This is a genomic window from Mucilaginibacter sp. (assembly GCF_028288225.1).
Classification (GTDB): Bacteria; Bacteroidota; Bacteroidia; order Sphingobacteriales; family Sphingobacteriaceae; genus Mucilaginibacter.
In genome coordinates, this window is the sequence record NZ_JAQBOC010000037.1 from 69,083 (window position 1) to 93,795 (window position 24,713).

Consider the following 24,713-nt stretch of genomic DNA (forward strand, 5'->3'; position numbering starts at 1 on the left):
ATGAGAAAAATTTACCTCGCAAGTTTTTGCTTTCTGGTTTTTTTACAAGCGGTCTCGGCGCAGCAAAGCAATACAAAGTTATTCAGCGTAAACTTCCAGCAAGCAACCATTTCACAATTTGTAAACGACATTGAATCAAAGAGTAATTATCATTTTTACTATGATCCTATGCAATTTGATAGTTTAAGGGTTACCCTGCAGGTTACAGATAAACCACTTGGAACAATATTAGACCTTGCCTTTAAAAAAACGGCCTTTGTTTATGCTATTAACCAGCAGCAACAAGTGTTTTTAACAAAGGGGAGGCAAATAAAAACTGAATTGGCAATGGGCTATTCCCAGGTGCATTTAAACACCCCTGTTACACAAACTGCACCTATCGCTGATTATACAGCCGAAACAGAAAAAAAGGTGGCTGATGCAACAACCGAAAATAAGCTTTATGAAATAGGGATAAAAACCAATAATATAAAAGCAGGGAAGGCAATATTGAGCGGCTATATTCGTGATATTAAATCGGGCGAAGCGGTAACCGGTGCAAGCATTTACGTTGCAAATACAAAAACCGGGGCAGCTACTGATCAATTTGGCTATTTCTCAATAACGCTGCCACGCGGCAGGCAAACATTGCTGGTTAGAGGATTGGGCATGCGTGATACCAGGCGCCAGATCATCCTATACACTGACGGCAAGCTGAATATTGAGCTGCAGGAACAAATTAATAGCTTAAAGGAAGTTAAGATCTCTGCGGATAAAGTGGCAAACGTAAGAAGTACCGATTTAGGGGTAACCCGCCTGGATATTAAAAATATTAAACAGATCCCGACAGCATTTGGGGAAGCCGACGTTTTAAAAGTTGTATTAACGCTTCCGGGTGTTACTTCAGTAGGGGAAGCTACTACGGGCTTTAATGTTCGCGGCGGTGCTGCTGACGAGAATTTGATTCTGCTTGATGGTAATACCATTTATAACCCGGCACACTTTTTTGGCTTTTTTGCTGCCTTTAACCCTGATATTGTTAAGGATATTGAGCTTTATAAAAGCAGCATCCCCGAAAAATTTGGTGGACGTTTATCATCCGTTTTAGACATCACCAACCGCGAAGGCAATAAAAAGATCTTCACCGGCTCGGCAGGTATAGGATTGCTTACCAGCAGGTTAAACGTTGAAGGCCCGCTTATTAAGGATAAAACCTCATTTATATTTGGAGGGCGTACCACCTATTCCGACTGGCTGCTAAAGTTATTGCCTGAATCATATAAGCACAGCCAGGCATCGTTTTATGATTTTAATTTAGGCATAAGTCACCAAATAAACGAAAAAAATAACTTATACCTGAGCGGCTACCTGAGCCGGGATAAATTTAAGCTTAACAGCGATACGGCCTATTCATACAGTAACAAAAACCTTAATATTAAATGGAAGCATAGTTTTAATAATAAGCTATACAGTTTAATATCAACCGGGATTGATAAGTATCAGTATGATGTATCAAGCAGTGCAAATCCTATAAATGCTTATGACCTTGGGTTTAACATTAACCAATCAAACTTTAAATCAGATTTTACATACTATTTGAACAACAGGCATTCCATTAACTTTGGTTTAAGCTCGATATTATATAAAATAAACCCGGGCACGTTTGAGCCAAACGGCGAAAAATCTCTTATAGCGCCAGATGCTATTCCAACAGAAAAGGCTTTGGAGAGCGCTGTATATTTAGGCGACAAATTTGATGTTACTGATAATTTAACAATTAGCGCTGGCGTAAGGTTTAATGTTTATAGTTACCTGGGTCCGCAAACCGTTAATAACTATGCTCCAAATTTACCTAAGGAGCCGAACAACATACTTGACAGCACAAAATATGCAAGCGGCAAATTTATTAAAACTTACTGCGCACCCGATATAAGGGTCTCTGCACGCTATTTATTAAGTGATAATTTATCAATAAAGGCCGGTTATAATACGCTGCATCAGTATATCCATTTACTATCTAACTCAACTTCGATATCGCCAACTGACATTTATAAGTTAAGTGACCCAAACATCAGGCCTGAAAATGGCGACCAGGTTTCATTAGGGCTTTTTAAAAATGCTAAAGCCAATACAATCGAAATGTCAATAGAGGTGTATTATAAAAGGCTCAGGGACTATCTTGATTATAAAAGCGGTGCGGTGCTTTTGTTAAACCATCATATTGAGCAGGATGTAATTAATACCCAGGGCAAGGCCTATGGAGCTGAGTTTTTATTGAAAAAAACTGCCGGTAAATTAAACGGGTGGCTTAGCTACACTTACTCCCGTACTTTCTTAAAACAGGATGATCCTTATGCCGGGGAGTTTATAAACAGCGGCAAATATTACCCTGCAAATTATGATAAACCACACTCGGTTAATTTTAACGGTAATTACCGTTTCACCCACCGCTACAGTGTGTCATTTGATGTATCATACAGCACAGGCAGGCCAATTACTTTACCAATTGCCAAATATGAATATGCCGGCTCTGAAAGGGTATTTTATTCAGACAGGAACGCATACCGGATCCCTGATTATTTTAGGTCTGACTTCTCTATCATTATTGAAGGCAATCACAGGGTACATCAGCTAACACATAATTCATGGACCCTTGGTGTGTATAATATAACCGGAAGGCAAAACGCTTACTCAACATTTTTTACTGAACAAAGCGGTGTTATAAGCGGGTATAAACTTTCCATTTTTGCAGCCCCAATTCCATTTATTAATTATAATATCAGGTTTTGATGTTATGAGTTACCGATACAGTTATATCATTTACATATTCTTCACCTTAGTAATTATGAGTTGTAAAAAACCATACAGCCCTAATGTTATCAATTCAACAAATAGCTTTCTTGTAGTTGAAGGGAATATAAATATTAACGATACTACCGTAGTAAAACTAAGCCGCACGGTTAATATTTACAGCAAAACCTCAACAAAGCCGGTATTGCACGCCATAGTCACCACAGAAAATGATGAAAACCGCAGCTTTCCTTTAACAGAAGTTTCAAATGGAAAATACAAACTGGGTGGTGTATTACTTGATACTACCCGTAAATACCGCCTTAGGATAAAAACAAGTGACAACAAAGAGTACTTATCCGATTTTGTTCAGCCAAGGGTTACGCCGCTAATTGACAGCGTTGGATATACACTAGTTAGAGACGGGGTACAGTTTTATGTAAATACACATAATTCGAAAAACGATACCCGTTATTATCGGTGGGATTACGCTGAAACATGGATAATCCATTCAAGATATATATCCTTGTTTAAGGCAACAAGCAGCCCTCGAATGGGGATTGTTAACCGGCGTTTAAGTGAAGAAATATCCAGGTGTTGGGCAAGCGATACATCAAGCAGCATCACTATTAGCTCTTCAGCAAACTTAACGCAAAATGTAATTGCAAATCAATCTATAATTTTAGTACCCCTATCGTCAGAAAAATTTACTGAGCGATACAGTTTATTGGTTAACCAATACGCCATAAACAAAGATGCCTATGTTTATTACGAAAAGCTCAAAAAAAACACGGAGCAATTAGGAAGCATTTTTGATGCTGAGCCTTCACAACTAACGGGCAATATTCATTGTATTACCAATTCAGATGAGCCGGTTATAGGTTTCATTAGCGCAGGTTCAGTTTCACATAAAAGGATATTTGTTGATCCTGAAAAGTTACCGCATGCAATTTTGGAAACGCCTTATAACAGTTGCTCTTTGGATTCGCTTTTATTTACAGATCCATATTTCACTAAATTTTATTATTCGGATGAGATTCCTGTTAACGCAATAGTTGATCCGATTATTCAAAAGGATACTTTGGGCTTTACCGGATCAAGCAGCGCATGTGTGGATTGTACTTTAAGGGGCACAAATAAACAACCCGGTTTTTGGCAATGAGAGAAGATATGAATAACTGGAGGATTTTTTTATTTATTGGAATAGTAGCGGGGGGATGTAAGAAACCATATTCACCGCCGGTTATTGACGCGCCCAATAGTTACCTTGTTGTAGAAGGAGTTATAAACAGTGGTCAGGATTCAACTATTATAAAGCTTAACCATACAGTTAAACTTTCAGGAACGGTTAATGTAAACCCTGAGCTAAATGCAACTGTAACCGTTGAAGGTGATGATAATACAACTTATGCTTTAACCGGCACAGCTAACGGGGAGTATGTGTCTGCGGGTTTAGACTTAAACAATGCACATAAATATCGTTTAATAATAAAAACTGCTGACAATGAATATAGATCTGATTTTGTCCCTGTGTTAAATACTCCTGACGTCGACGGCGTTACCTATGCTGTAGAAAGCGATGGCGTGGGGATTCAACTAAGCACACACGACCCTCAAAATAAGAATAAATACTACCGCTGGGAATATGATGAAACATGGGTATTCACCTCTGCTTATCAATCAATATTTAAATCAAACGGCGATACTGTTTTAATCCGCGATCTTGTAAACGATCAAATTTATACCTGCTGGAGAACTGAGCACTCAAGCACCATAGTTTTGGGTTCGGCTGCAAGGCTCTCCCAGGCCGTTATTAATAACAGCCGGATAGCTTTCCTGTCGAGGCATTCGGTTAAAATACGTCATAAATATAGTATCCTAGTGAGGCAGTATGCATTAACAGAGGACGCTTATAACTTCTGGCAAAATCTTAAAAAAAACACGGAACAGCTGGGAAGCATTTTTGATGCCCAGCCGTCACAAATAAATGGCAATATTCATTCATTAACAAACCCCCAGGAACCCGTTATAGGCTATGTTAGTGTGGGCACTTTCACAACAAAAAGGGCTTTTGTTGATCAACGGAATTTGCCTGCATGGCTTGACCCTATTGTTCCTGATGCAAGCTGCAAAGCAAAAGCATATTTATATAAGTATACTGACCCTAACGGAGGTGGTATAATTAACCAGGTGGATAAATATTTAAATTACAATAAAACCCTGATAAACGTAGACATACCTATAGATGGAATTTATATGAGAGGTAACCCTTACCCGATAGGATATTCGGGGGCCCCACCCGAGTGTGTGGATTGTACCTTAAGGGGCACAAATAAACAACCGGACTACTGGCAATGAGAGAGATTATGAGAAATTGGAAAATTATGTTATTTGCTTTTGTTTTATTTGAAGGATGTAAGAAGCCTTATAATCCGGAGGTGATTTCATCAACTGAAAATTATTTAGTTGTGGAAGGCCTGATCAATAGTGGATCTGATTCAACCATAATAAAACTCAACCGTACAGTTAAAATTTCAGATGCAGTTAATGTAAATCCTGAATTAAATGCTGTAGTAACCGTAGAGGGCGATGATAATACAGCTCATTTGCTAAATGAAACTGCTAACGGCGTATATGTATCAGCAGGTTTGAACCTTAGTGAAGCTCATAAATACCGGTTACGAATAAAAACTGGCGGTAGCCGGGATTATGTATCAGATTATGTACCTGTATTAAACGCCCCGCCAATTGATAGCGTTACCTATAAAGTAAAAAGTGACGGCGTTGATATTAATTTAAATACACATGATGCTGTAAATAATTCGCGTTACTATCGTTGGGAATATGATGAAACATGGGTATTTGTATCAGATTATCAATCAGTTTATAAATCAAATGGCGATACGGTTTTACGCCGCGATTTAATAAATGATGAAATTTACACCTGCTGGCGAAGCAATGCTTCAAGTGTAATTACACTTGGATCTTCGGCTAAGTTGTCGGCAAATGTTATTAGTGATGCCTCCATTACTTTTATATCCCGCCATTCTGAAAAAATAAGGCATAAGTATAGCATTTTGGTAAGGCAATATGCTTTAACAAAAGAGGGGTATGATTTTTGGCAGAACCTTAAAAAGAACACGGAGCAGCTGGGAAGTATTTTTGATGCCCAGCCATCACAAATAAAAGGTAATATTCATGCAGTTAATAACCCGCTTGAACCGGTTATTGGTTATGTAAGTGTAGGTGATTTTTCAGTAAAACGGCATTTTGTTGACCAGCGAAATTTACCAGCCTGGATTGATCCAAACAATAGTGGATGTAAATTAGGTAGTTATCTTTATGCATTTCATGATCCAAATACTGGAGAAGTTGTTAACCAGGTTGATCAGTATATTAATTTTAACAAAGCTACCCGCGGCCCGATAATACCGGTTGAAGGAATTCAGTCGCCCGGAGCGCCTAAGATAGAAGGTTTTAAGGGATCGACCCCTGAATGTGTGGATTGTACCTTACGCGGTACAAATAAACAACCAAACTTTTGGCAGTGAGAAGAAATATGAAGAATTGGAGGATATTGATAATTAGTATTATATTATCGGTGGGGTGTAAAAAACCATATAATCCACAGGTTATTAGTTCACCCAACAGTTATCTTGTGGTTGAAGGGACTATTAATACAAATGATATTACCACTATTAAACTTAGCAAAACAGTAAATCTTACAAGCACTGTAACCACAAAACCGGTTCAGGCTAGCCTGGTTATTGAATGTGATAATGGTAACATTTATGGGTTATACGAAACTGCAGATGGGGTTTATCAATTATCGGGAGTAATACTTGATAATACCAGGAAATTCAGGCTTAGGATAACCATATTCGATGATCACAAAGAGTACCTGTCGGATTACGAGCAGGCAAAGGTTACTCCAATTATTGATAGTGTCGGCTTTATTGCAGGAAACAACAAACTGCAGCTTTATGCCAATACGCACGATGTGAATAACAATACACGCTATTACCGGTTTGATTATGTTGAAACATGGCGGTTCCACTCAAAATATAACTCGGAATACGTTTCTGATGGAACTAATATAGTTTCAAGACATGCAGATCAGCAAATATATTATTGCTTCGCCAATCACGCCTCAAGCAGCATAGTTTTAGGTTCATCAGCCAAATTAAAGCAGGATATATTATTCCAGGCTCCTTTAACAGCCATTGAATCCACATCCGAAAAAATAGAAACAAAATACAGCATTCTTGTACATGAATATGCGTTAACTGAAAAGGCGTACAAATTTTGGGAAAGCCTAAAAAAAAATACGGAACAATTAGGGAGTATTTTTGATGCTGAACCAACGCAGCTTATTGGTAACATACATAACACAGCCGACCCAAAAGAACCGGTAATTGGCTATATATGCGCCGGCACAGTATCATCAAAAAGAGTATTTATAACAAGCGAGCAATTACCGGATACATGGAGACCCAGTTATCCTTACGATTGCCAACTTGATTCATTATGGTATAATAATCCTAAAACCAAGCTAAACCAGGTTCAAACTTTCCTTGTACCAGGAGTAGAAATACCTGTGAGCCCCTTTTTTACTAAAGGCAGCGCGTCACCGGTTGGGTTTGTATCATCAAGTGTAGAATGCGTTGATTGCACCATACGGGGAACCAGACAACAACCTGATTTTTGGAAATAGAATTAATATGGCAAACTGGAAATTTTTATTATTTATTATTTTACTTTCTGTTGGATGTAAAAAACCATATAATCCAAAGGTTATCAGCTCACCCAACACTTACCTTGTTGTTGAGGGAGTTATTAATATAAATGATATTACCAACATTAAACTTAGCAGAACAGTTAACTTGTCAAATAGTGTAACAAATAACCCGGTAGATAATGCCGAATTATTTATTGAAAGTGATAACGGATCTAATTATGGTTTACAGGGGATTGGAAATGGCAGTTATCAGTTAACTGGTGTTACGCTTGATAATACCCGCAAATTCCGTTTAAGCATCAAATTAGATGGACAGAGCTATCTTTCAGATTATGAACAGGCAAAAGTTACTCCTCCTGTTGATAGTGTAGGGTTTATTGCAACAGGCAATAAATTACAAATTTACGTCAACACACACGATCCTAAAAATGACACTCATTACTATCGTTATGATTATGTTGAGACCTGGCGGTTCCACTCAAAATATGCCTCGTCGTTCGTTTCTAACGGCACTAGTATAGTGCCCCGGCATGAGGATCAACAAGTATATTATTGCTTTTTAAATAATACTTCAAGTACTATACTTTTAAGCTCCTCCGCCAAATTAAAACAGGATGTGATATTCCAGGCGCCTTTAACAGCCATTGAATCAACATCCGAAAAAATCGAAGTAAAATACAGCATTCTTGTTCATCAGTATGCATTAACTGCACAGGGGTACAAGTTTTGGGAAAATTTAAAAAAGAATACGGAGCAACTGGGAAGTATTTTTGATGCGGAGCCATCACAGCTAAGCGGTAATATACATAACGTAGCTAATAAAACGGAAATAGTAATTGGATATATAAGTGCATGCTCAGTTCAAACAAAAAGAATATTTATAACAAGTGAACAATTACCAGAAACATGGAAGCCCATTTATCCATATGATTGCCTGATTGACTCATTGTTAAAAAATAGCGTTCAACAAGTGTTAGTCCCGGGATTAGAAATACCTATAAATGGCATTTACAGTGGCCAAAGTCTCAATCCTATTGGATATACGGCTTCTGATCCATATTGTGTTGATTGCACATTAAGGGGGAGCAAACAAACACCGGATTTTTGGGAATAATTTTTTTATTGATTTATAAAATACGACATATATACCGGCTAAGTTCAAATTAGCTGCTTTAAAAAATACTTAAACCGGCATTGTTACATGCTTTTTTTGAAACGATAAAATAATTGATTATGAGAAATACTATACAAACAATTAAGACACTGCTGTTAATTTCAGCTCTTTCCCTGCTCATGTTAAACAGCAGGGCCCAGGCTATCCAGGAAGTTCAGAACAGCTTTAATTTATATAAGCACAGTGCTTTACAGGAGAAAGTATTTGTTCATACTGATAAAAGCACTTACCTGCCAGGCGAGATAATATGGTTTAAAATTTATTGTGTTGACGGCAATGATCATAAACCGCTAAACCTGAGCAAAGTGGTTTATGTTGAAATTTTAGATAATAGCCAAAGCCCGGTGGCCCAGGCCAAAGTTTCTATTAAAAACGGCATCGGCGATGGCTCCGTTTATATACCGGTAACGGTAAATAATGGAAACTATAAATTAAGGGCCTATACCAACTGGATGAAAAATTTTAGCCCGGATTATTATTTTGAAAAAATGATCACTTTGCTAAATCCCTTAAAGTCACCTGATAATATAACAAAGGAAGCGGCAGGTAACTACGATATCCAGTTTTTTCCGGAAGGCGGCAGTTTAGTTAGCGGCATTGAAAGTAAGGTAGCTTTCAAGGCGGTAGGGAGAAATGGCCTCGGCGTTGCTTTTACAGGCGCCATTGTTGATCAGCATAATGATACTGTAGCGCGGTTTAAACCATTGAAATTTGGAATGGGTAATTTTTCATTTACTCCTGCTGCAAACAACACTTATAAAGCGGTTGTAAAATTTAACGGCGGGGCCGTTACTAAAAGTCTTCCTGAAGCAAATAGCCAGGGATATGTAATGAGCATTATTGATAAAGGCGCTCAGTTAGATGTAAATGTAAAAGGTGCCGACGGAAATATTTATCTTTTTGTGCATACCCGTCAAATGATAAAAGCTGCCCAAAGCACATCTATTAGTAACGGAGCGGCCCACTTTACTATAAGCAAAAATGTGCTTGGCGATGGGATCTCAAGCATCACCATTTTTAACAATGCCAAACAGCCGGTTTGTGAAAGGCTTTATTTTAAACGCCCGGCTCAAAAATTGTTCATTGATGCAAGTGCCGATCAGCAACAATATGCTTTACGCAAAAAAGTTAATATAAATGTTTTAGCAAAAGACCAGGCCAGTAAACCCGTATATGCAAATATGTCAATGGCTGTTTACCGCATTGATTCTTTGCAGGATGTTGACCGCAGCAATATTTTTGACTATTTATGGTTAGGCTCCGATCTGAAAGGCAGTATTGAATCGCCGGACTATTACTTTAAAAACACAAATACCGAGACGGATGAAGCATTAGACAACCTGATGCTTACGCAGGGCTGGCGCAGGTTTCAATGGAGCCAGGTGCTTGAAAATAAACCACCTGACTTTAACTATTTACCTGAATATAACGGCCATATTGTTACGGCAAAAATTACCAATACCCTAACCAATACCCCGGCTGCAGATGTTATGACTTATATTGGAATCCCCGGTAAAAGAGTGCAGGTGTATGCATCGCAAAGCGACTCATCGGGGCACCTGTTATATAGTACAAAAGATTTTTACGGCCCGGGCGAAGTAGTTGCCCAAACCAATACGATGATTGATACTACTTACCGGATTGATATTTTGAGCCCTTTTTCAGAACAATACTCAAAAACAATGCTGCCGAAATTTGAATTTGCCAACGGTATGCAAAACGCATTGCAGGCGCACAGTTTAGGTATACAAGTGTTAAATATTTATTCGGCAAATAGCTTAAAGCGGTTTTATGATCCGGGAATTGATAGCAGTGCATTTTATGGCAAGCCTTATAAAACATATAAGCTTGATGATTTTACCCGCTTTACAACAATGGAGGAGGATTTGCGCGAGTATGTATCTGAAGATAATATAGTACGATCAAAAGGCCGGTTTCATATAAAGGTGCTCAGCGACCGTGGCTTTTTAGATGGCGACCCCCTGGTAATACTTGATGGCGTACCTGTTTTTGATGTAAACAAGATCTTTTCTGTTGACCCATTGAAAGTAAGAAAGCTGGAAGTTATTCGCGATCGATTTTATTATGGTCCGTCAGCACAGGAAGGCATCTTCAGCTTTACTACCTATAAAGGTGATTTGGGCGGAGTGGAGCTCGATTCGAAAGCGGTAGTAATTGATTATGAAGGTTTACAACTGCGCAGGCAATTTTATTCGCCGGTTTATGACAGCGAAGCGCAGGCTAAAAGCCGGATCCCTGATTTTAGGAATCTTTTGTACTGGGCGCCATCTGTAAACAACCAGGATAAGGTGTCTTTTTATACATCAGACCAGGCCGGAAAATATGTAGGCGTTATACAAGGAATTACAGGCAACGGCGATGCCGGAAGTCAGTATTTTTCATTTGAAGTTAAATAAGAAATATTATTGAAAAACTAAAAAAGGATGATGATGAAAGCTCATTGTCCTTTTTTTATTACAAATGCATCAATTTAAAAAAAGGCTATATCTTTAATTAACATTAGTCGCCAATTGCCGCCCTTTGAGGTTGCGCCTAAAATGCCTGTTTATGAAAAAACACCTGCCAGTATTTGTTGTAATAATAAGTCTTATTTCATTTAAACAAATTTGTTTTTCTCAACCTGTATCATATTTAAAACCACAGGTTCAACTGCTTAATACCATTAAACAGAATTTTGATGACGCCGGTAAACAATACAAAATTATGGCTGCTAAGCTTGCTCCAGGAGAGTTTCCGCGGAGTTACAACCCCGCAGCTGATAAATTTGTAACCAGTAAATCAGCATGGTGGTGCAGTGGTTTTTATGCCGGTACTTTATTAAATTTATATGAGCAGGGGCATGATGACGCTTTGCTTGCTGAAGCAAACCGGTCAATGGATAGCTTAGCCAAAGAGGAGTATAACACACATACGCACGACCTTGGATTTATGATGTATTGCAGCTTTGGCAATGCTAACCGGGTTGAGCCAATGCCGGAGTACAAGCAGATCCTGATAAACAGTGCCAGGTCATTATCTACCCGCTTTAACCCTAAGGTGGGCTGTATTAAATCATGGGATTCAAAGCCTTCTGATTTTTTGGTGATCATAGATAACATGATGAACCTTGAATTATTATTCTGGGCCACAAAGGAAAGCGGTGACTCCAGTTTTTATAAAATTGCGGTAACACATGCCAATACTACCATGAAAAATCATTACCGGGCCGACTATAGCTCTTATCACGTGGTAAATTATAACGCCCAAACCGGCGAGGTGCTGCAACGGAAAACAGCACAGGGATCTGCTGATGAGTCGGCATGGGCACGCGGGCAGGTTTGGGGGCTTTACGGTTTTACGGTGATGTATCGCGAAACAAAGGATAAAAAGTACCTGGACCAGGCAGAGCATATTGCCGGTTTTATACTTAACCACCCTAACCTGCCGGCAGATAAAATTCCTTACTGGGATTTTAATGCGCCGAATATTCCGGGGGCGTTGCGTGATGCATCTGCCGGGGCAATAATGGCCTCAGCCTTGCTGGAGCTATGCCGCTATGTTGATAAAAAGGATGGCATGACCTATTTTAACACGGCGCAAACTATTATAAAAACCCTGTCATCGCCTGAATATAAGGCGGCCCCGGGCACCAATGGTGGCTTTATTTTAAAACATAGCGTTGGCCATCTGCCGCAAAAAAGCGAAATAGATGCGGCGTTAACTTATGCCGATTATTATTTTGTAGAGGCAATGAAAAGGTATCAGCAATTTTCAACCAAATGAATTACAAACTTTTAATGATAGCCCTGCCAGCCATAATTGCAGGCTCATATAGCAGCGTAAACGCTCAAAAAGTTACGCTTGATTATTACTTTAACCATGAAGTTCATAAAGCGGCTTCGGGGAAAATAGAGCGGTATCATTATTTATGGGACGGGAAAGCAAACTCCGGCTTTTCCATTTTTGGTGATGCCTTTAAAAGAGCCGGGGCAACACTGGATACATTAAACCACGCACCCACAATCAGTAATCTAAAAGGCACTGCTATTTACATCATAGTTGATCCCGATACGGAAAAAGAAAGCCCGGATCCTAATTATATCGGACAAAAAGATATTAACGAAATAGCCGCATGGGTAAAAAGCGGCGGCCTATTGGTAATGATGGCTAATGACAGCGCCAATGTTGAGCTGCCACATTTTAATAACCTGGCTGAAAAATTTGGAATGCATTTTAACAATGATCTGCAAAACCACGTTATAAATGACGATCATTTTGAAGATGGTGCGATAATTACAACCGGTAACCCTATTTTTAAAACCGCCGGTAAAATATTTATGAAGGATGCCTGCTCCATATCTATAACCGGCCCGGCTAAGTCAGCACTAAAAAATAATAACGGAGCGGTTATTATCGCGGTAGCAAAATATGGAAAAGGAACTGTGTTTGCTGTAGGTGATCCCTGGCTGTATGATGAGTATACTAATGGCCGATTGCCTGCCAGTTTTGAAAATGATAAAGCTGCAAATGATGTTGCTGGATGGTTAATAGGAAAGGTTTCTCCTGTTAAATAAACCTATGTCATTACTGTAAAGGTCAAGATAACCGTTAACAGAATTATCTGGCCTTTACGGCAATGACAGGTGGAAATTACTTATACCGCAACATCGAAGCCGCTGCGTCATCTAAAAACCATTGGATCTGCCCAACAATCGGCTCAATTAATTGAGCGGGATATTCTTCAATGTCTTCGTCATCTTCCAATACATGGTGTACTGCTATTGCTTTTTCCTCGCCATAAACTAAAAAGGCAATGTTTTGGGCCTCATTAATTAAGGGGGCATTAACTGTGATGCGGTAAACCTGCTGATCTTCTAAATAAACATCGCTTACACCGGGTACCCTGTCATGTAAAACAGGAGTGTGCGGAAATAAAGAGGCAGTATGGGAATTGTCGCCCAGGCCCAGCAATATCAAATCAAAGCTTAACTCACCCTCGTCAAAAAACTGTTCAATTTCTTCCTGGTATTTTTTAGCAGCTTCTTTGGGGGCAAGGCTTGTATCAACAGGAAAAATATGCATTGGGTCAATCTCCAAAGGATCAAACAAAGCCTTTTTGGCCATCAGGTAATTACTATCCTTATCCGTTTGCGGAACATTGCGCTCATCGCCAAAAAAGAAATAAACTTTTCTCCAATCCAGCTGATCGTGAAATGAGGATGCCAGCAATTCATACAATTTTTTTGGCGAGCTTCCGCCGGAAAGGGCAACTGAAAACTTACCATTCTTTGTAATGGCTTCACCGCCTATTATTACAAAATATTCAGCCAGTGCTGTCAGCACTTCATCGGCGGTATTATAAATGTTTAACATGGGTATTTAGAGATTAGTGATTGGAGACTAGAGGTTAGTGTTAGTGACCAGAGGTTAGAGATCAGAGATTAGTTTGGAAAACCATTTAGCCGCTCCATGCTTACCTAATCTCTAACCTCCAGCCTCTAATTACTATTTCTTCCCTTGTACCGGCAATGTGAACCAATTAAACCCGTCGCGGGCAATCAAAGCCTCGGCAGATTCTGGTCCCCATGAGTCGGCAGAATAATTAGGGAAATTTAAACTCTTTTTATTTTGCCAGGTGTTTAAAATTGGCATAACCAACTCCCATGCAGCTTCAACCTGGTCACTGCGCATAAACAAGGTTTGGTCGCCCAGCATCGTGTCCAGTATCAGCGTTTCATAAGCTTCAGGAGCCTGGTTGGCGTAGGTGCCTTTATAATCGAACACCATATCAACAGCATTTAAAACCATATCTATACCTGGTCTTTTGGCCTGTACTTGCAGGCGAATACTCATTTCGGGCTGGATACTGATGATCAGCCTGTTCTGCTGCCAGCTTTCAGCGGCTTCGGTAGGGAAGATCAAATGCGGTACATCCTTAAACTGGATAGTAATAACCGATGAGGACTGGTGCATCCGCTTGCCTGTGCGCAAATAGAACGGAACGCCCTGCCAGCGCCAGTTATCTACAAAAAACTTTATAGCGGCAAAGGTTTCTGTATTTGATTCCGGATTAACCTTTGGCTCTTCGCGATAACCGGAAACCTCCTTGCCTTTCATCCATCCGCTGCCATACTGGCCCCTAACAGCTGAATTACGAACGTCTTCCGGACCAAACTTGCGCATGGCCTTTAACACATCCACTTTACGGTCGCGCACTTCATCGGCATTAAAGCTCACAGGCGGCTCCATAGCTATGTGGCAAAGCAGCTGCAGCAAATGGTTCTGGATCATATCACGCATAGCGCCTGATCCGTCATAATAGTCGCCACGTTCTTCAACGCCCAACTGCTCAGTAACCGAGATCTGTACATGTTCAATATAGTTTCGGTTCCACAATGGCTCCATTATGCTGTTAGCAAAGCGGAAAGCCATTATATTCTGAACCGTTTCCTTGCCCAGGTAATGGTCAATGCGGTAGATCTGGCATTCATCAAAAATACGGCTAAGCAATTTATTTAACTCTTTAGCGGTTTCCAGGTCATGGCCAAATGGTTTTTCAATCACAATCCTTACCTTTTTAGGGTCATCAGCCAGTTTAGCCTTCGAAATATTGGAAGCGATTATAGGGAAGAAATTTGGCGACACCGCCAGGTAATAAATTACATTGGCTTTTGTTTTCCAATCGGTATTGTGCTTTTCAACACGCTTACCAAACTCTTTATAGGTTTCAAAATCGTTGATATCCGACACCTGGTAGTAAACGCTTTTTTCAAACTCGGCCCACTTCTTTTCATCAGCCTTTCCGTTGCGCGAAAACTGGTTGATATCGTTATGCAGGTTAGTCCTGAACTGTTCATCACTATATTGGGTACGGCCTGTGCCAATGATGGAGAACTGCTTGGGCAGCCATCCGTCTAAAAACAAATTATACAGCGCCGGCCCAATTTTACGCGAGGTAAGATCGCCTGTACCGCCAAAAATTACAAATATCGTAGGGTCTGAATGTGTGCTTGTGCTCATTTTATTTAATATTATCAGCTATTAAAATTATGATAATTAATCCTCGCTTTTAGGAACCCATTGCGTATGAAACACGCCTTCTTTGCCAATTAGCTCGTAAGTGTGCGCTCCAAAATAGTCGCGTTGTGCCTGGGTTAGATTTGAGGGCATCCGCTTGCTGCGGAAGGCATCAAAGTAACTCAATGACGATGCGTAGGCCGGGGTTGCAACACCTGCGGCAACTGTTGCCGAAAGTACTTTTCTTGCACCCGGTACTGCAGCTTTTATCAGCTCCGCAACATTGCTGTCCAGTAATAAATGGGCCAGCTTAGCATCCTTTTGGTAAGCCTTGAATATATCATTCAAAAACTCCGAACGGATGATACAGCCACCGCGCCAGATCTTGGCAATATCACCTAAGTGAAGGTCATAATTAAACTCTTCAGATGCTTTTGACAACATGTGCATGCCCTGTGCATAACTGATGATCATATTGAAGTAGAAAGCCTGCTCCAATGCGATTAAAAACTCATCTTTATTTACGTCAAGCTTGATCTCATCCGTGCTGTAAATATCGCCGGCCTTTACTCTTAATGCTTTGTATTTCGACAGATCGCGCATGGATACTGCTGTATCAATGGTAGGGATTGGGGCCTGCAGGTCCATAGCCACTTGTGACGTCCATTTACCGGTACCTTTTGCTTTAGCTTCGTCCTTAATATCATCTAATAGCAGGTGATCTGTACCGGGTGCTTTATAAGCAAAAATGTCTTTGGTGATATCCAGTAAAAATGATTTTAGCCTGCCCTCGTTCCATTTGGTAAATATCTTGCCAATGGCATCGTTATCAAGCTTTAAACCGTTTTTAAGAATCTCGTAGGTTTCAGCTATCAACTGCATTATGCCATACTCAATACCGTTGTGCACCATTTTAACAAAGTGACCGGAAGCACCGGGACCAATATAGGTAACACATGGGGCTCCATCAACTTTTGCAGCAATAGCCTCAAAAATTGGTTTCATTACCGCGTAAGCATCCTTATCGCCGCCCGGCATCATGCTAGGGCCACGACGTGCGCCTTCTTCACCACCAGATACTCCCATGCCAAAGAAATGCAGGCCTTTAGCTTCCAGCTCTTCAACACGGCGGTTGGTATCAGTAAAGTGCGAATTTCCGCCATCAATTAAAATATCACCTTTATCAAGCAAAGGCGTTAACTCTTCAATAACACTATCAACAATTTTACCGGCCGGAACCAGCATCATTATTGCGCGCGGCGTAGTTAAACTTTGTATAAACTCTTTAACATCGCTAAAGCCCTTCACATCTTTTTCTTTTCCCTCATCATTCAGCGATGCTACTTTGGCCGCATCCTTATCATGCCCTGCAACGGCAAAGCCATGATCCGCCATGTTAAGCAGCAAGCTGCGGCCCATGGTTCCCAGGCCTATCATGCCAAAAGCATATTTATCAGTAGTTGCACTCATTTTATTTGGGGTTGATTTTCTTTTTTTAATTTTTCTAAGATCTTTTTTGTCGATACGAAGTCGGTATGCTGGTACGCCTGGATGCCCATTTTTTTGGCGGCATTTACAAACATTATCCTGTCGTCGAAATAAACACACTGGCTTGGCTGCGCCAAAGCAACCCCCATGGCCAGGTTAAAGATGCCCGGATCGGGTTTGCGCATTTTTACTTCGCACGATGATATAAAGGCATCGAACAGCTCATGCAGCTTAAATTTTTTAACGCGGTAATCGTTCAGTTCCTTACCCTCGTTATTGATGGAAATAATGCGGAAACCGCAATCTTTTTTCCATTCCTTTAGCCATTTAAGGGTATCAGGCAGTTCAAGGCTTTGGCGGTACATAAATTCTTTAAAGTCCTCGCGGGCAAAATCACGGGGATGGTTAAATACAACCGTATCCAGGTATTCGTCCAAAGTAATACTGCCCATTTCATACACGTTAAATATAAAAGTGTGCAGTTCTTTTACTTCCTCATAATCAAGGCCGAACTTTTCAGATGCTTCCCTGCGCGATTCATGGCCCCAGCCATTGGTAAGCAGTACACCTCCAATGTCAAAAAACAGGATCTTTACTGATGTAGCTTCCACGGTATTAAACTTTAGTTTTTTGATCTTCAATTGCCTGCAGCAATTTTTCAAACGGCTTGTTGAATTTCTCAATGCCTTCATCTTCCAACTGCTGGGTAATGGCATCAATATCAATTCCTGCTGTTTTTAACTTATCTAAAATTGCAGTGGCATTATCCAAACCTTGTTCTAAAGTATTGGCTGCGATACCGTGGTCGCGGAAAGCTTCAATCGTTTCTAACGGAACTGTATCAACAGTATCGGCACCTATGAGGGCCTCAACATATTTAGTATCTTTAAATGCAGGGTTTTTGCTGCTGGTACTTGCCCAAAGCAAACGCTGTGGTTTAGCACCTTGTGCAGCCAGTTTTTCCCAACGCGGGCCGCTAAACACTCTTTTGTAAATTTCGTATGCTTTTTTTGCTGACGCGATGGCAACTTCACCTTTCAGATCACCAAGGCCTTTTTCATCAAGCATTGGATCAACCAATACATCGATCCGGCTTAAAAAGAAGCTGGCTACTGATGAAATATGGCCAATTTTATGGCCTGCCGCCAAATGATCTTCCAAACCTGAAATGTATGCTTCCGTTACTTCTTCGTAACGCGGCAAACCAAACAACAGGGTAACGTTAATATTTATCCCTTTGCCAATTGATTCCCTTATAGCTTGTAGCCCTGGCTTAGTACCCGGTATTTTGATCATTACATTTTTGCGGTCAACTTTTTTCCAAAGCTCGTCTGCTTGTTTAGCCGTCCCTTCTGTATCAAGGGCTAAAAACGGCGATACCTCTAAACTTACATAACCATCTTCGCCTTTTGATTCGTCATAAACGCCTTCAAAAAGTTTAGTGGCATTTTGGATATCGGTAATGGCTAATCCGAAAAATATTTCTTCGTTGGTTTTATCGCTGTCAGCCAGTGTGCGGATATCGTTATCATAATCCGAGCTGCTGGTAATAGCTTTTTCAAAAATTGCGGGGTTTGAGGTTACGCCTCTAACGCCATCATCATCGACCAAGCTTTTTAATTTTCCTGATGAAATGATTGCCCGATCAATAAAATCAAGCCAGATGCTTTGGCCAAAGCCGTGTATTTGTTTTACTTTATTAGTTTCCATTAGTGCGTTATTTTATAAATGAATTATCTTACTCAAAATGAGTGTTTGTTTGCATTGTTTGCGACAATAAGTATACCACTACGGTCAGTTTAATGTAGTATTAAATAGCTTACGCCATCAAAATCTCCACATTATAATTTATAAACAGCCCGCTCTCGATTACCCCGGTTATTGATTTTATTTTCAACTCTGTATCAACCGGGATGTTGTCAAACCACGCGTCGATTATCAAATTGCCGTTTTCGGTAATAACAGGGCCGTCTTTGCCTTTGGCCGGCCGTAAAATCAATTCCCGCGTTCCCAGCTTTTTCAGCTCTTCTTCTACATACAGCAGAGCCTGCGGGAAAACCTCAATTGGTACCGGGAACTTGCTGCCCAATTTATCCACCAGCTTCGAGTCGTCGACTATTATATAATTTACCGGGCAGCTGCTTATCAACAGCTTTTCCTTAAACATTGCACCGCCGCGGCCCTTTATCAGGCTACGGTTTGGGTCAACTTCGTCGGCGCCGTCAAACAGCCAGTCAGGCCGATGCTCGTAAAGGCTCGTCATCGGTATGCCAAGGTTAGTTAGCGCCATGCTGATTTCAACCGAAGTAGATATCGCCTTAACATTAAGCTTTTCCTCTTTTACCCTTTTCGCGATAGCAAACAGCGCCATAAAAACCGTTGAACCTGAACCCACACCTAACACATCCCCATCCTTTACCTTTTCAGCAATTTTAGCAGCAACTTTTTCTTTACCCTCCTTGTTGATGATGGTATCAGACCAATGAAGGTTGTTTATAAAATCGCTTTGCCAGTTCATTAGGTTTTATTTTTAAACTATCAACTCTGCCAATGTGTTATGATACTTTTTTTTGATTTTTTAATAAAGTCAAAAGATTCATATCGCCCTCTTTAAAAGGATATATGAAATTTGTAAACACCCACTGACTATTAGTCTTTTTTAATTCTACAATTAATAAAAGGTCGGCTTTTGAAAATGTCTTTTCCGATTGCCTTTTTTTGATGTCGCGCAGTTCAACCTTAAATATATCGCCTTTCTGGCTCACATTACAGGCGCGATAACTTGGCCCATCATCCTGTGCGTTTAAAAATGGGTCAAAATCAAGGCCGATATCATCGTCTTTGGAAGGCGTATTGTAATAGCGGCTCAACGCTTTTCCCAGCCGGGTATCAAAATATTTCTTTTGTTGTTTCATTACCGTTGCCTCTGGCGACGGTTGGTCTTTCCTGGCCGGATTCCGGGCAATAGACGTGGCAGTGTACCAATCGTAAAATTTTTGCACAAAAACGCGAGCGCTTTCTTTGTCATTAACAGCTGATTGCGCACGTACCTGCGGTGTTACCGCAAGACCGAGCACGGCCAGTCCAAATAACAAAAAAAGCTTCCTCGTCATTTTCATACTAAACTGCAATTATTTTAGCAGCGCCTTTGCCTTGGCCACAACGTTGTCAACTGTAAAGCCAAAGTGCTTATAAAGGTCTTCTGCAGGTGCTGATTCACCAAAGGTGGTCATGCCCAGCATATCGCCTTCATCGGTAGTGTATTTATGCCAGCCCATTGGGGATGCCATTTCAACTGCCAAACGTTTTTTGCTTGCTTTAGGGAATATTTTTTCTTTATAAGCGGCATCCTGTTTTTCAAACAGTTCCCAGCTTGGCATGCTTACTACACGGGTTGAAATGCCCTCAGTTTCCAGTTTTTCCTGCGCCTGCATTATTAATGCAACTTCAGAACCGGTTGCCATCAGGATCAGATCCGGACCTTTACTTCCTTCTGAAAGGATATAAGCGCCTTTTTCAAGTCCAGATGCTTTACCATATTTATCCTGGTCAAGTATCGGCAATCCCTGGCGGGTAAATACCAGCACAACCGGGCCATCCTTATGCTCAATAGCCACACGCCATGCATGCGCTGTTTCATTGGCATCAGCCGGACGAATAACGGTGATTCTTGGGATAGACCGCAAAGAAGCCAGTTGCTCTACCGGCTGGTGGGTTGTGCCATCCTCGCCTAAGCCAATACTATCATGTGTGTAAACAAATATCGGGCTTATCTTCATAATGGCTGCCAAACGGATTGGCGGGCGCATGTATTCAGAAAACATCAGGAAGGTGGCACCAAATGGGATAACTCCTTTTGTTAATGCCATACCATTTAGTGCTGCTCCCATAGCATGCTCACGAATGCCGAAGTGGAAATTGCGGCCGGCCCTGTTCTCTGATGTAAATGAATCAAATTCCTTTAAGTTAGTTTCTGTTGATGGGGAAAGATCTGCCGCGCCACCTATTAAATTAGGGAGTTTCGCTGCAATAGCATTTAATACTTTGCCTGATGCCTGGCGCGTTGCCATTTTGGGATCAGATCCCTTGAACGTTGGTAATGAATCTTTCCAGCCTTCGGGAAGTCCGCCGCTGCTTAGCAATTCATATTCTGCTGCCAGATCCGGGAATTTTGCTTTATAATCGCTGAACAGCTTATTCCATTTTTCTTCGGTTTTTTCACCTCTTGCCCCTGCCTTGTGGTAATAATCCAATACTTCAGCAGGCACATCAAATGATTTTTCAGGATCAAAACCGAAAAATTCTTTAACCAGCTTTACCTCATCCGGGCCAAGCGGCGAACCATGGGAACCTGCGGTACCTGATTTATTAGGGCTGCCATATGCAATTAGCGAGCGTACCCTTATTAATGATGGTTTTTGCGCTTCGGCTTTGGCATTTATTAATGCAAGCTCTAATGCATGTGTATCATTAACATCGCTAACTTCCTGAACATGCCACCCGTAAGCTCTGAAACGCGCACTTACATCTTCGTTAAAGGTAATATCGGTACTGCCTTCAATCGAGATATGATTGTCATCATACAAATAGATCAGGTTGCCAAGTTCTAAATGCCCGGCTAATGACGCGGCCTCGGAGGTTACGCCTTCCATCATGTCGCCATCACTGCAAATAACATATATTTTGTAGTTGAACAGATCGAAGCCGGGCTTGTTATAACGTGCAGCCAAATGTTTTTGACCAATTGCAAAACCAACAGCATTAGCAAAGCCCTGCCCAAGCGGGCCTGTAGTTGCCTCGATCCCCGGGCATAAGCCATACTCAGGGTGGCCGGCCGTTTTACTATCCAGCTGGCGGAAGTTCTTTATATCATCAAGTGAAAGATCATATCCCGTTAAATATAAGAAAGCATACTGCAGCATACACGCGTGCCCGGCCGAAAGAATAAACCTGTCGCGATTAGCCCAATCAGTGCTTTTTGGGTTATAATTCATAAACTTTGTCCAAAGCACATGTGCCATTGGTGCAAGTGCCATCGGCGTGCCCGGGTGTCCTGAATTTGCTTTCTGTACTGCATCGGCAGCTAATACCCTTGCGGTATTAATTCCAAGAGTTTCAATGTCCTGTGTAGTTGCGCTCATTGTTGTGTAGTGTTTATTTCTTTTGAATTTTTATTGGTTTGATTGTTTCGGGTGCATTATCATTTATCCACAGTCTTGCTCCTCCCTTTATTCCGTCTGCATTCGAAACAATTTTCATGTTCTTATCCAGCTTAAATGTGAGTTTATCGGAGTTGCCGCCTCCTATGTATAAATAATCGTAATTGAATACGGTTTTTAAAACTTCAAAAACCTTCTTCATACGTTTGTTCCATTTTTTGTCGCCTTCTTTTTCAAGCGCAGCCTCACCAATATACTTATCGTATGATTCTGACTTTCCAAATGGCTGATGCGAAAATTCAAGGTGCGGCAATAAATTACCGTTAAGCAGCATGGCTGTGCCAAAGCCTGTACCAAGGGTTACTACCAGCTCAAGGCCCTTGCCATCTACCACACCCAGGCCTTGCATGTCAGCATCATTAACTACTTGCGTATCCTGTCCTAATATTTCTTTTAGCTTATTTGCCAGGTCAAAATCTTTCCAAAGCCCGTTACTAAGGTTTGGCGCTGTTTTAATTACACCGTTCTTTACATATCCTGGAAACCCAACTGAGATCTTGTCATATTCCGGAAAATCTTTTACTAATGTTTTTATTGAATTTATAACATTCTCAGGGTTTGCAGGAATTGGTGTAACCACCTTTTCGTATTTTTTTTGCAGCTCTCCTTTTTCGTTCAGGATGGTTCCTTTAATGTGCGAGCCTCCAATATCAATGGAGAGTACTTTTAATTGCTGAAGGGTTGATTTCATTAAGCTGGTTGGCAGAGATGTATAAATAAATGAATTACGATGTTTTATATTGGAGCTGTAAATATCAATAATTATACAATATAAAGTATAATTATACGTGCACAAATATCAAATTCAAATAAACAACATTAAGCTTAAGTCATTGTTTTTTTTATGTCATGCTTTTGCAGTTTTGACAATGGGGTTGCAAAAAAGGGATTATTAACAGCAAAAGGGCCTTATGAGCCCTTGGTTTTGAACTAAGATTTATAGGATTAAAAGATTATAGGATTCCTGGTACCTTTTTAATTAAGCATCTTTCCATCCTTTAATCAAGCGCATCATAGTTTAAAGCATTATCTGAATACCAGCATATCAATGTCCATTTCGCCTTTTTCCAGTTTTAACCCGAGTACGGCAATCGCATCTGTAAGGGAACCTTTCTTTTCGGGTTGATAATTAAATTCAATATCATATTTAATGTCCGAGCCGGTTTCGTCAACAACCGGCATATTTACCAGGCCGAAACCTTCAAGATAATCGGCTATTTTACTCAATTTTACGGCCTGCCCGCTAAACGCGCCATCGCCGCCGCTAAAAGCTTCTTCTTTATTGGTTGATGGCTTAAGTAGTTTTATTTTAGTTGTATCAGCAATTTTAAGCAAGTAAACTTCTTTCTTTCGCTTTTCAATCCTGGCCTTTAAATCAAATCTCGATTGAAGCTCCTTTATGAGCGCGGGCATCAGCTCATTTTCATGGCCTTTTGGTACAATTAAATCAATGCAATAATTGGTTTTATTTTGTTTGATGTTTTCCTTTGGTGTAAGGTCAATAATCCGCACATAAGGCAAATCTTTATAGGCAATCCGGTAAATAGTTTCTAACGGCAGGTTAAATAGGGTTATCCGCCGGTTTTTAAAATTACTGTCAGTTGGATACGTTTTTGACATACTGCTTACGCCTTTAATTTCTGGTTGGATCAAAAGGCGGCTTTGAACCGTATCAGCTGCGTTAAAATATGCTTTCACAGGATCTGCAATCATATTGTCTTCTTTAAGAGGCAAATTGATGGGCCTCCCGGCTATAACATTGGCAATGATCTTTGCAGTTACGTTAGCCGGTTCAGTAATAGCTACAACTTTACCGTCGCCATCAATCAATACTGTATGCGGAATAGTATGATATGGAAAAACCGCACGAAGTTCATCAGCTGTATCAACAGCAAACCAAAGATTTGAGGGTATGGTGGTAATAAACTGCTTTATCCGCTTTTCCTTTTCAGTACTTATCGTTATCACCTGTAACTTGCCTTTAAATTGTTTCTGCAATTCCTGCAGATGTGCCATCGCTGTTATGCAGGGACCGCACCAGGTTGCCCAAAATTCAAGCAATACAACTTTGCCTTTAAAATCTTCAAGGCTAGTTGTTTTTACCGTGGAATTTAAAACAGTTTGAAATTTAATAGCTGGTACATTTTGACCTACTTTTACCTGCGCCGATGCACAAATGCTTAACGCGAGAGCTAACATTGATAAGGTTATTTTTTTCATTTTATAGTGATTAATTTTCACATCAAACGTATCTCAATTTGAGGATAGCGAAGGTTAACCAAGGTTAAGAAGGGTTAATTAGTGTTAA

The 24,713-nt window shown here is 40.5% G+C and carries 19 protein-coding genes; 9 read left to right on the plus strand and 10 right to left on the minus strand.

The genetic code is table 11. The features are described 5' to 3' along the window. The 9 genes from JWQ54_RS11360 (at window position 1) to JWQ54_RS11400 (ending at window position 13,255) form a co-directional block, all read left to right on the plus strand. Window positions 1–2,769, plus strand: a complete 2,769-nt coding sequence (locus tag JWQ54_RS11360) for a TonB-dependent receptor (protein ID WP_299584633.1) — start codon at window positions 1–3, stop codon at window positions 2,767–2,769. Between the two features lie 55 nt (window positions 2,770–2,824). After that, complete coding sequence (locus JWQ54_RS11365) at window positions 2,825–3,931, plus strand: DUF4249 domain-containing protein (protein WP_299584636.1); 1,107 nt, start codon at window positions 2,825–2,827, stop codon at window positions 3,929–3,931. Next, window positions 3,928–5,127 (plus strand): DUF4249 domain-containing protein, encoded by a 1,200-nt coding sequence (locus JWQ54_RS11370; protein WP_299584639.1) that lies wholly within the window; start codon window positions 3,928–3,930, stop codon window positions 5,125–5,127. Before JWQ54_RS11365 ends, JWQ54_RS11370 begins: the two co-directional genes overlap by 4 nt. Then, complete coding sequence (locus JWQ54_RS11375) at window positions 5,124–6,320, plus strand: DUF4249 domain-containing protein (RefSeq protein ID WP_299584642.1); 1,197 nt, start codon at window positions 5,124–5,126, stop codon at window positions 6,318–6,320. Before JWQ54_RS11370 ends, JWQ54_RS11375 begins: the two co-directional genes overlap by 4 nt. Window positions 6,321–6,328: 8 nt before the next feature. Continuing rightward, complete coding sequence (locus JWQ54_RS11380; protein ID WP_299584645.1) at window positions 6,329–7,483, plus strand: DUF4249 domain-containing protein; 1,155 nt, start codon at window positions 6,329–6,331, stop codon at window positions 7,481–7,483. Between the two features lie 7 nt (window positions 7,484–7,490). Further along, window positions 7,491–8,621 carry a DUF4249 domain-containing protein gene (locus JWQ54_RS11385; RefSeq protein ID WP_299584648.1) on the plus strand — a complete coding sequence of 377 codons (1,131 nt, stop codon included), beginning with the start codon at window positions 7,491–7,493 and terminating at the stop codon, window positions 8,619–8,621. 119 nt (window positions 8,622–8,740) lie between these two features. Beyond that, window positions 8,741–11,098 (plus strand): hypothetical protein, encoded by a 2,358-nt coding sequence (locus JWQ54_RS11390; protein WP_299584651.1) that lies wholly within the window; start codon window positions 8,741–8,743, stop codon window positions 11,096–11,098. 151 nt (window positions 11,099–11,249) lie between these two features. Then, window positions 11,250–12,464, plus strand: a complete 1,215-nt coding sequence (locus tag JWQ54_RS11395; RefSeq protein WP_299584654.1) for a glycoside hydrolase family 88 protein — start codon at window positions 11,250–11,252, stop codon at window positions 12,462–12,464. Beyond that, window positions 12,461–13,255 carry a DUF4350 domain-containing protein gene (locus tag JWQ54_RS11400; RefSeq protein WP_299584657.1) on the plus strand — a complete coding sequence of 265 codons (795 nt, stop codon included), beginning with the start codon at window positions 12,461–12,463 and terminating at the stop codon, window positions 13,253–13,255. Before JWQ54_RS11395 ends, JWQ54_RS11400 begins: the two co-directional genes overlap by 4 nt. A gap of 76 nt (window positions 13,256–13,331) precedes the next feature. Here the strand turns inward: JWQ54_RS11400 and pgl are convergent, their stop codons facing one another. The 10 genes from pgl to JWQ54_RS11450 all read right to left on the minus strand — a co-directional run bounded on the left by pgl (window position 13,332) and on the right by JWQ54_RS11450 (window position 24,625). Next, window positions 13,332–14,054, minus strand: a complete 723-nt coding sequence (gene pgl, locus JWQ54_RS11405) for a 6-phosphogluconolactonase (protein WP_299584660.1) — start codon at window positions 14,052–14,054, stop codon at window positions 13,332–13,334. 132 nt (window positions 14,055–14,186) lie between these two features. Then, window positions 14,187–15,701: a glucose-6-phosphate dehydrogenase gene (gene zwf, locus JWQ54_RS11410; RefSeq protein ID WP_299584663.1), complete on the minus strand. Its 1,515-nt coding sequence runs from the start codon at window positions 15,699–15,701 to the stop codon at window positions 14,187–14,189. A gap of 36 nt (window positions 15,702–15,737) precedes the next feature. Next, window positions 15,738–17,168 (minus strand): NADP-dependent phosphogluconate dehydrogenase, encoded by a 1,431-nt coding sequence (gndA, locus tag JWQ54_RS11415; RefSeq protein ID WP_299584666.1) that lies wholly within the window; start codon window positions 17,166–17,168, stop codon window positions 15,738–15,740. Beyond that, window positions 17,165–17,797, minus strand: coding sequence for an HAD-IA family hydrolase (locus JWQ54_RS11420; RefSeq protein ID WP_299584669.1), 633 nt, complete (start codon window positions 17,795–17,797; stop codon window positions 17,165–17,167). Before JWQ54_RS11420 ends, gndA begins: the two co-directional genes overlap by 4 nt. A 4-nt stretch (window positions 17,798–17,801) precedes the next feature. Beyond that, entirely contained in the window at window positions 17,802–18,896 is a 1,095-nt protein-coding gene (gene tal, locus JWQ54_RS11425) for a transaldolase (RefSeq protein ID WP_299584672.1), read from the minus strand. A gap of 109 nt (window positions 18,897–19,005) precedes the next feature. Further along, entirely contained in the window at window positions 19,006–19,704 is a 699-nt protein-coding gene (gene rpiA / locus JWQ54_RS11430; protein ID WP_299584674.1) for a ribose 5-phosphate isomerase A, read from the minus strand. 37 nt (window positions 19,705–19,741) lie between these two features. After that, window positions 19,742–20,299, minus strand: coding sequence for a DUF3828 domain-containing protein (locus tag JWQ54_RS11435; protein WP_299584676.1), 558 nt, complete (start codon window positions 20,297–20,299; stop codon window positions 19,742–19,744). A gap of 18 nt (window positions 20,300–20,317) precedes the next feature. Continuing rightward, window positions 20,318–22,327, minus strand: coding sequence for a transketolase (gene tkt, locus JWQ54_RS11440; protein ID WP_299584678.1), 2,010 nt, complete (start codon window positions 22,325–22,327; stop codon window positions 20,318–20,320). Window positions 22,328–22,340: 13 nt separating this feature from the next. Then, window positions 22,341–23,096: an ROK family protein gene (locus JWQ54_RS11445; protein WP_299584681.1), complete on the minus strand. Its 756-nt coding sequence runs from the start codon at window positions 23,094–23,096 to the stop codon at window positions 22,341–22,343. Window positions 23,097–23,431: 335 nt separating this feature from the next. Beyond that, on the minus strand, window positions 23,432–24,625 hold the full coding sequence (locus JWQ54_RS11450) for a TIGR03435 family protein (protein ID WP_299584684.1): 1,194 nt from the start codon (window positions 24,623–24,625) through the stop codon (window positions 23,432–23,434). Between the last annotated feature and the right edge of the window lie 88 nt (window positions 24,626–24,713).

Coding starts and splice junctions, on each gene's coding strand:
- JWQ54_RS11360 (WP_299584633.1), top strand. CDS start 1: ATGAGAAAAATTTACCTCGCAAGTTTTTGCTTTCTGGTTTTTTTACAA.
- JWQ54_RS11365 (WP_299584636.1), top strand. CDS start 2,825: ATGAGTTGTAAAAAACCATACAGCCCTAATGTTATCAATTCAACAAAT.
- JWQ54_RS11370 (WP_299584639.1), top strand. CDS start 3,928: ATGAGAGAAGATATGAATAACTGGAGGATTTTTTTATTTATTGGAATA.
- JWQ54_RS11375 (WP_299584642.1), top strand. CDS start 5,124: ATGAGAGAGATTATGAGAAATTGGAAAATTATGTTATTTGCTTTTGTT.
- JWQ54_RS11380 (WP_299584645.1), top strand. CDS start 6,329: ATGAAGAATTGGAGGATATTGATAATTAGTATTATATTATCGGTGGGG.
- JWQ54_RS11385 (WP_299584648.1), top strand. CDS start 7,491: ATGGCAAACTGGAAATTTTTATTATTTATTATTTTACTTTCTGTTGGA.
- JWQ54_RS11390 (WP_299584651.1), top strand. CDS start 8,741: ATGAGAAATACTATACAAACAATTAAGACACTGCTGTTAATTTCAGCT.
- JWQ54_RS11395 (WP_299584654.1), top strand. CDS start 11,250: ATGAAAAAACACCTGCCAGTATTTGTTGTAATAATAAGTCTTATTTCA.
- JWQ54_RS11400 (WP_299584657.1), top strand. CDS start 12,461: ATGAATTACAAACTTTTAATGATAGCCCTGCCAGCCATAATTGCAGGC.
- pgl (WP_299584660.1), bottom strand. CDS start 14,054: ATGTTAAACATTTATAATACCGCCGATGAAGTGCTGACAGCACTGGCT.
- zwf (WP_299584663.1), bottom strand. CDS start 15,701: ATGAGCACAAGCACACATTCAGACCCTACGATATTTGTAATTTTTGGC.
- gndA (WP_299584666.1), bottom strand. CDS start 17,168: ATGAGTGCAACTACTGATAAATATGCTTTTGGCATGATAGGCCTGGGA.
- tal (WP_299584672.1), bottom strand. CDS start 18,896: ATGGAAACTAATAAAGTAAAACAAATACACGGCTTTGGCCAAAGCATC.
- rpiA (WP_299584674.1), bottom strand. CDS start 19,704: ATGAACTGGCAAAGCGATTTTATAAACAACCTTCATTGGTCTGATACC.
- JWQ54_RS11435 (WP_299584676.1), bottom strand. CDS start 20,299: ATGACGAGGAAGCTTTTTTTGTTATTTGGACTGGCCGTGCTCGGTCTT.
- tkt (WP_299584678.1), bottom strand. CDS start 22,327: ATGAGCGCAACTACACAGGACATTGAAACTCTTGGAATTAATACCGCA.
- JWQ54_RS11445 (WP_299584681.1), bottom strand. CDS start 23,096: ATGAAATCAACCCTTCAGCAATTAAAAGTACTCTCCATTGATATTGGA.
- JWQ54_RS11450 (WP_299584684.1), bottom strand. CDS start 24,625: ATGAAAAAAATAACCTTATCAATGTTAGCTCTCGCGTTAAGCATTTGT.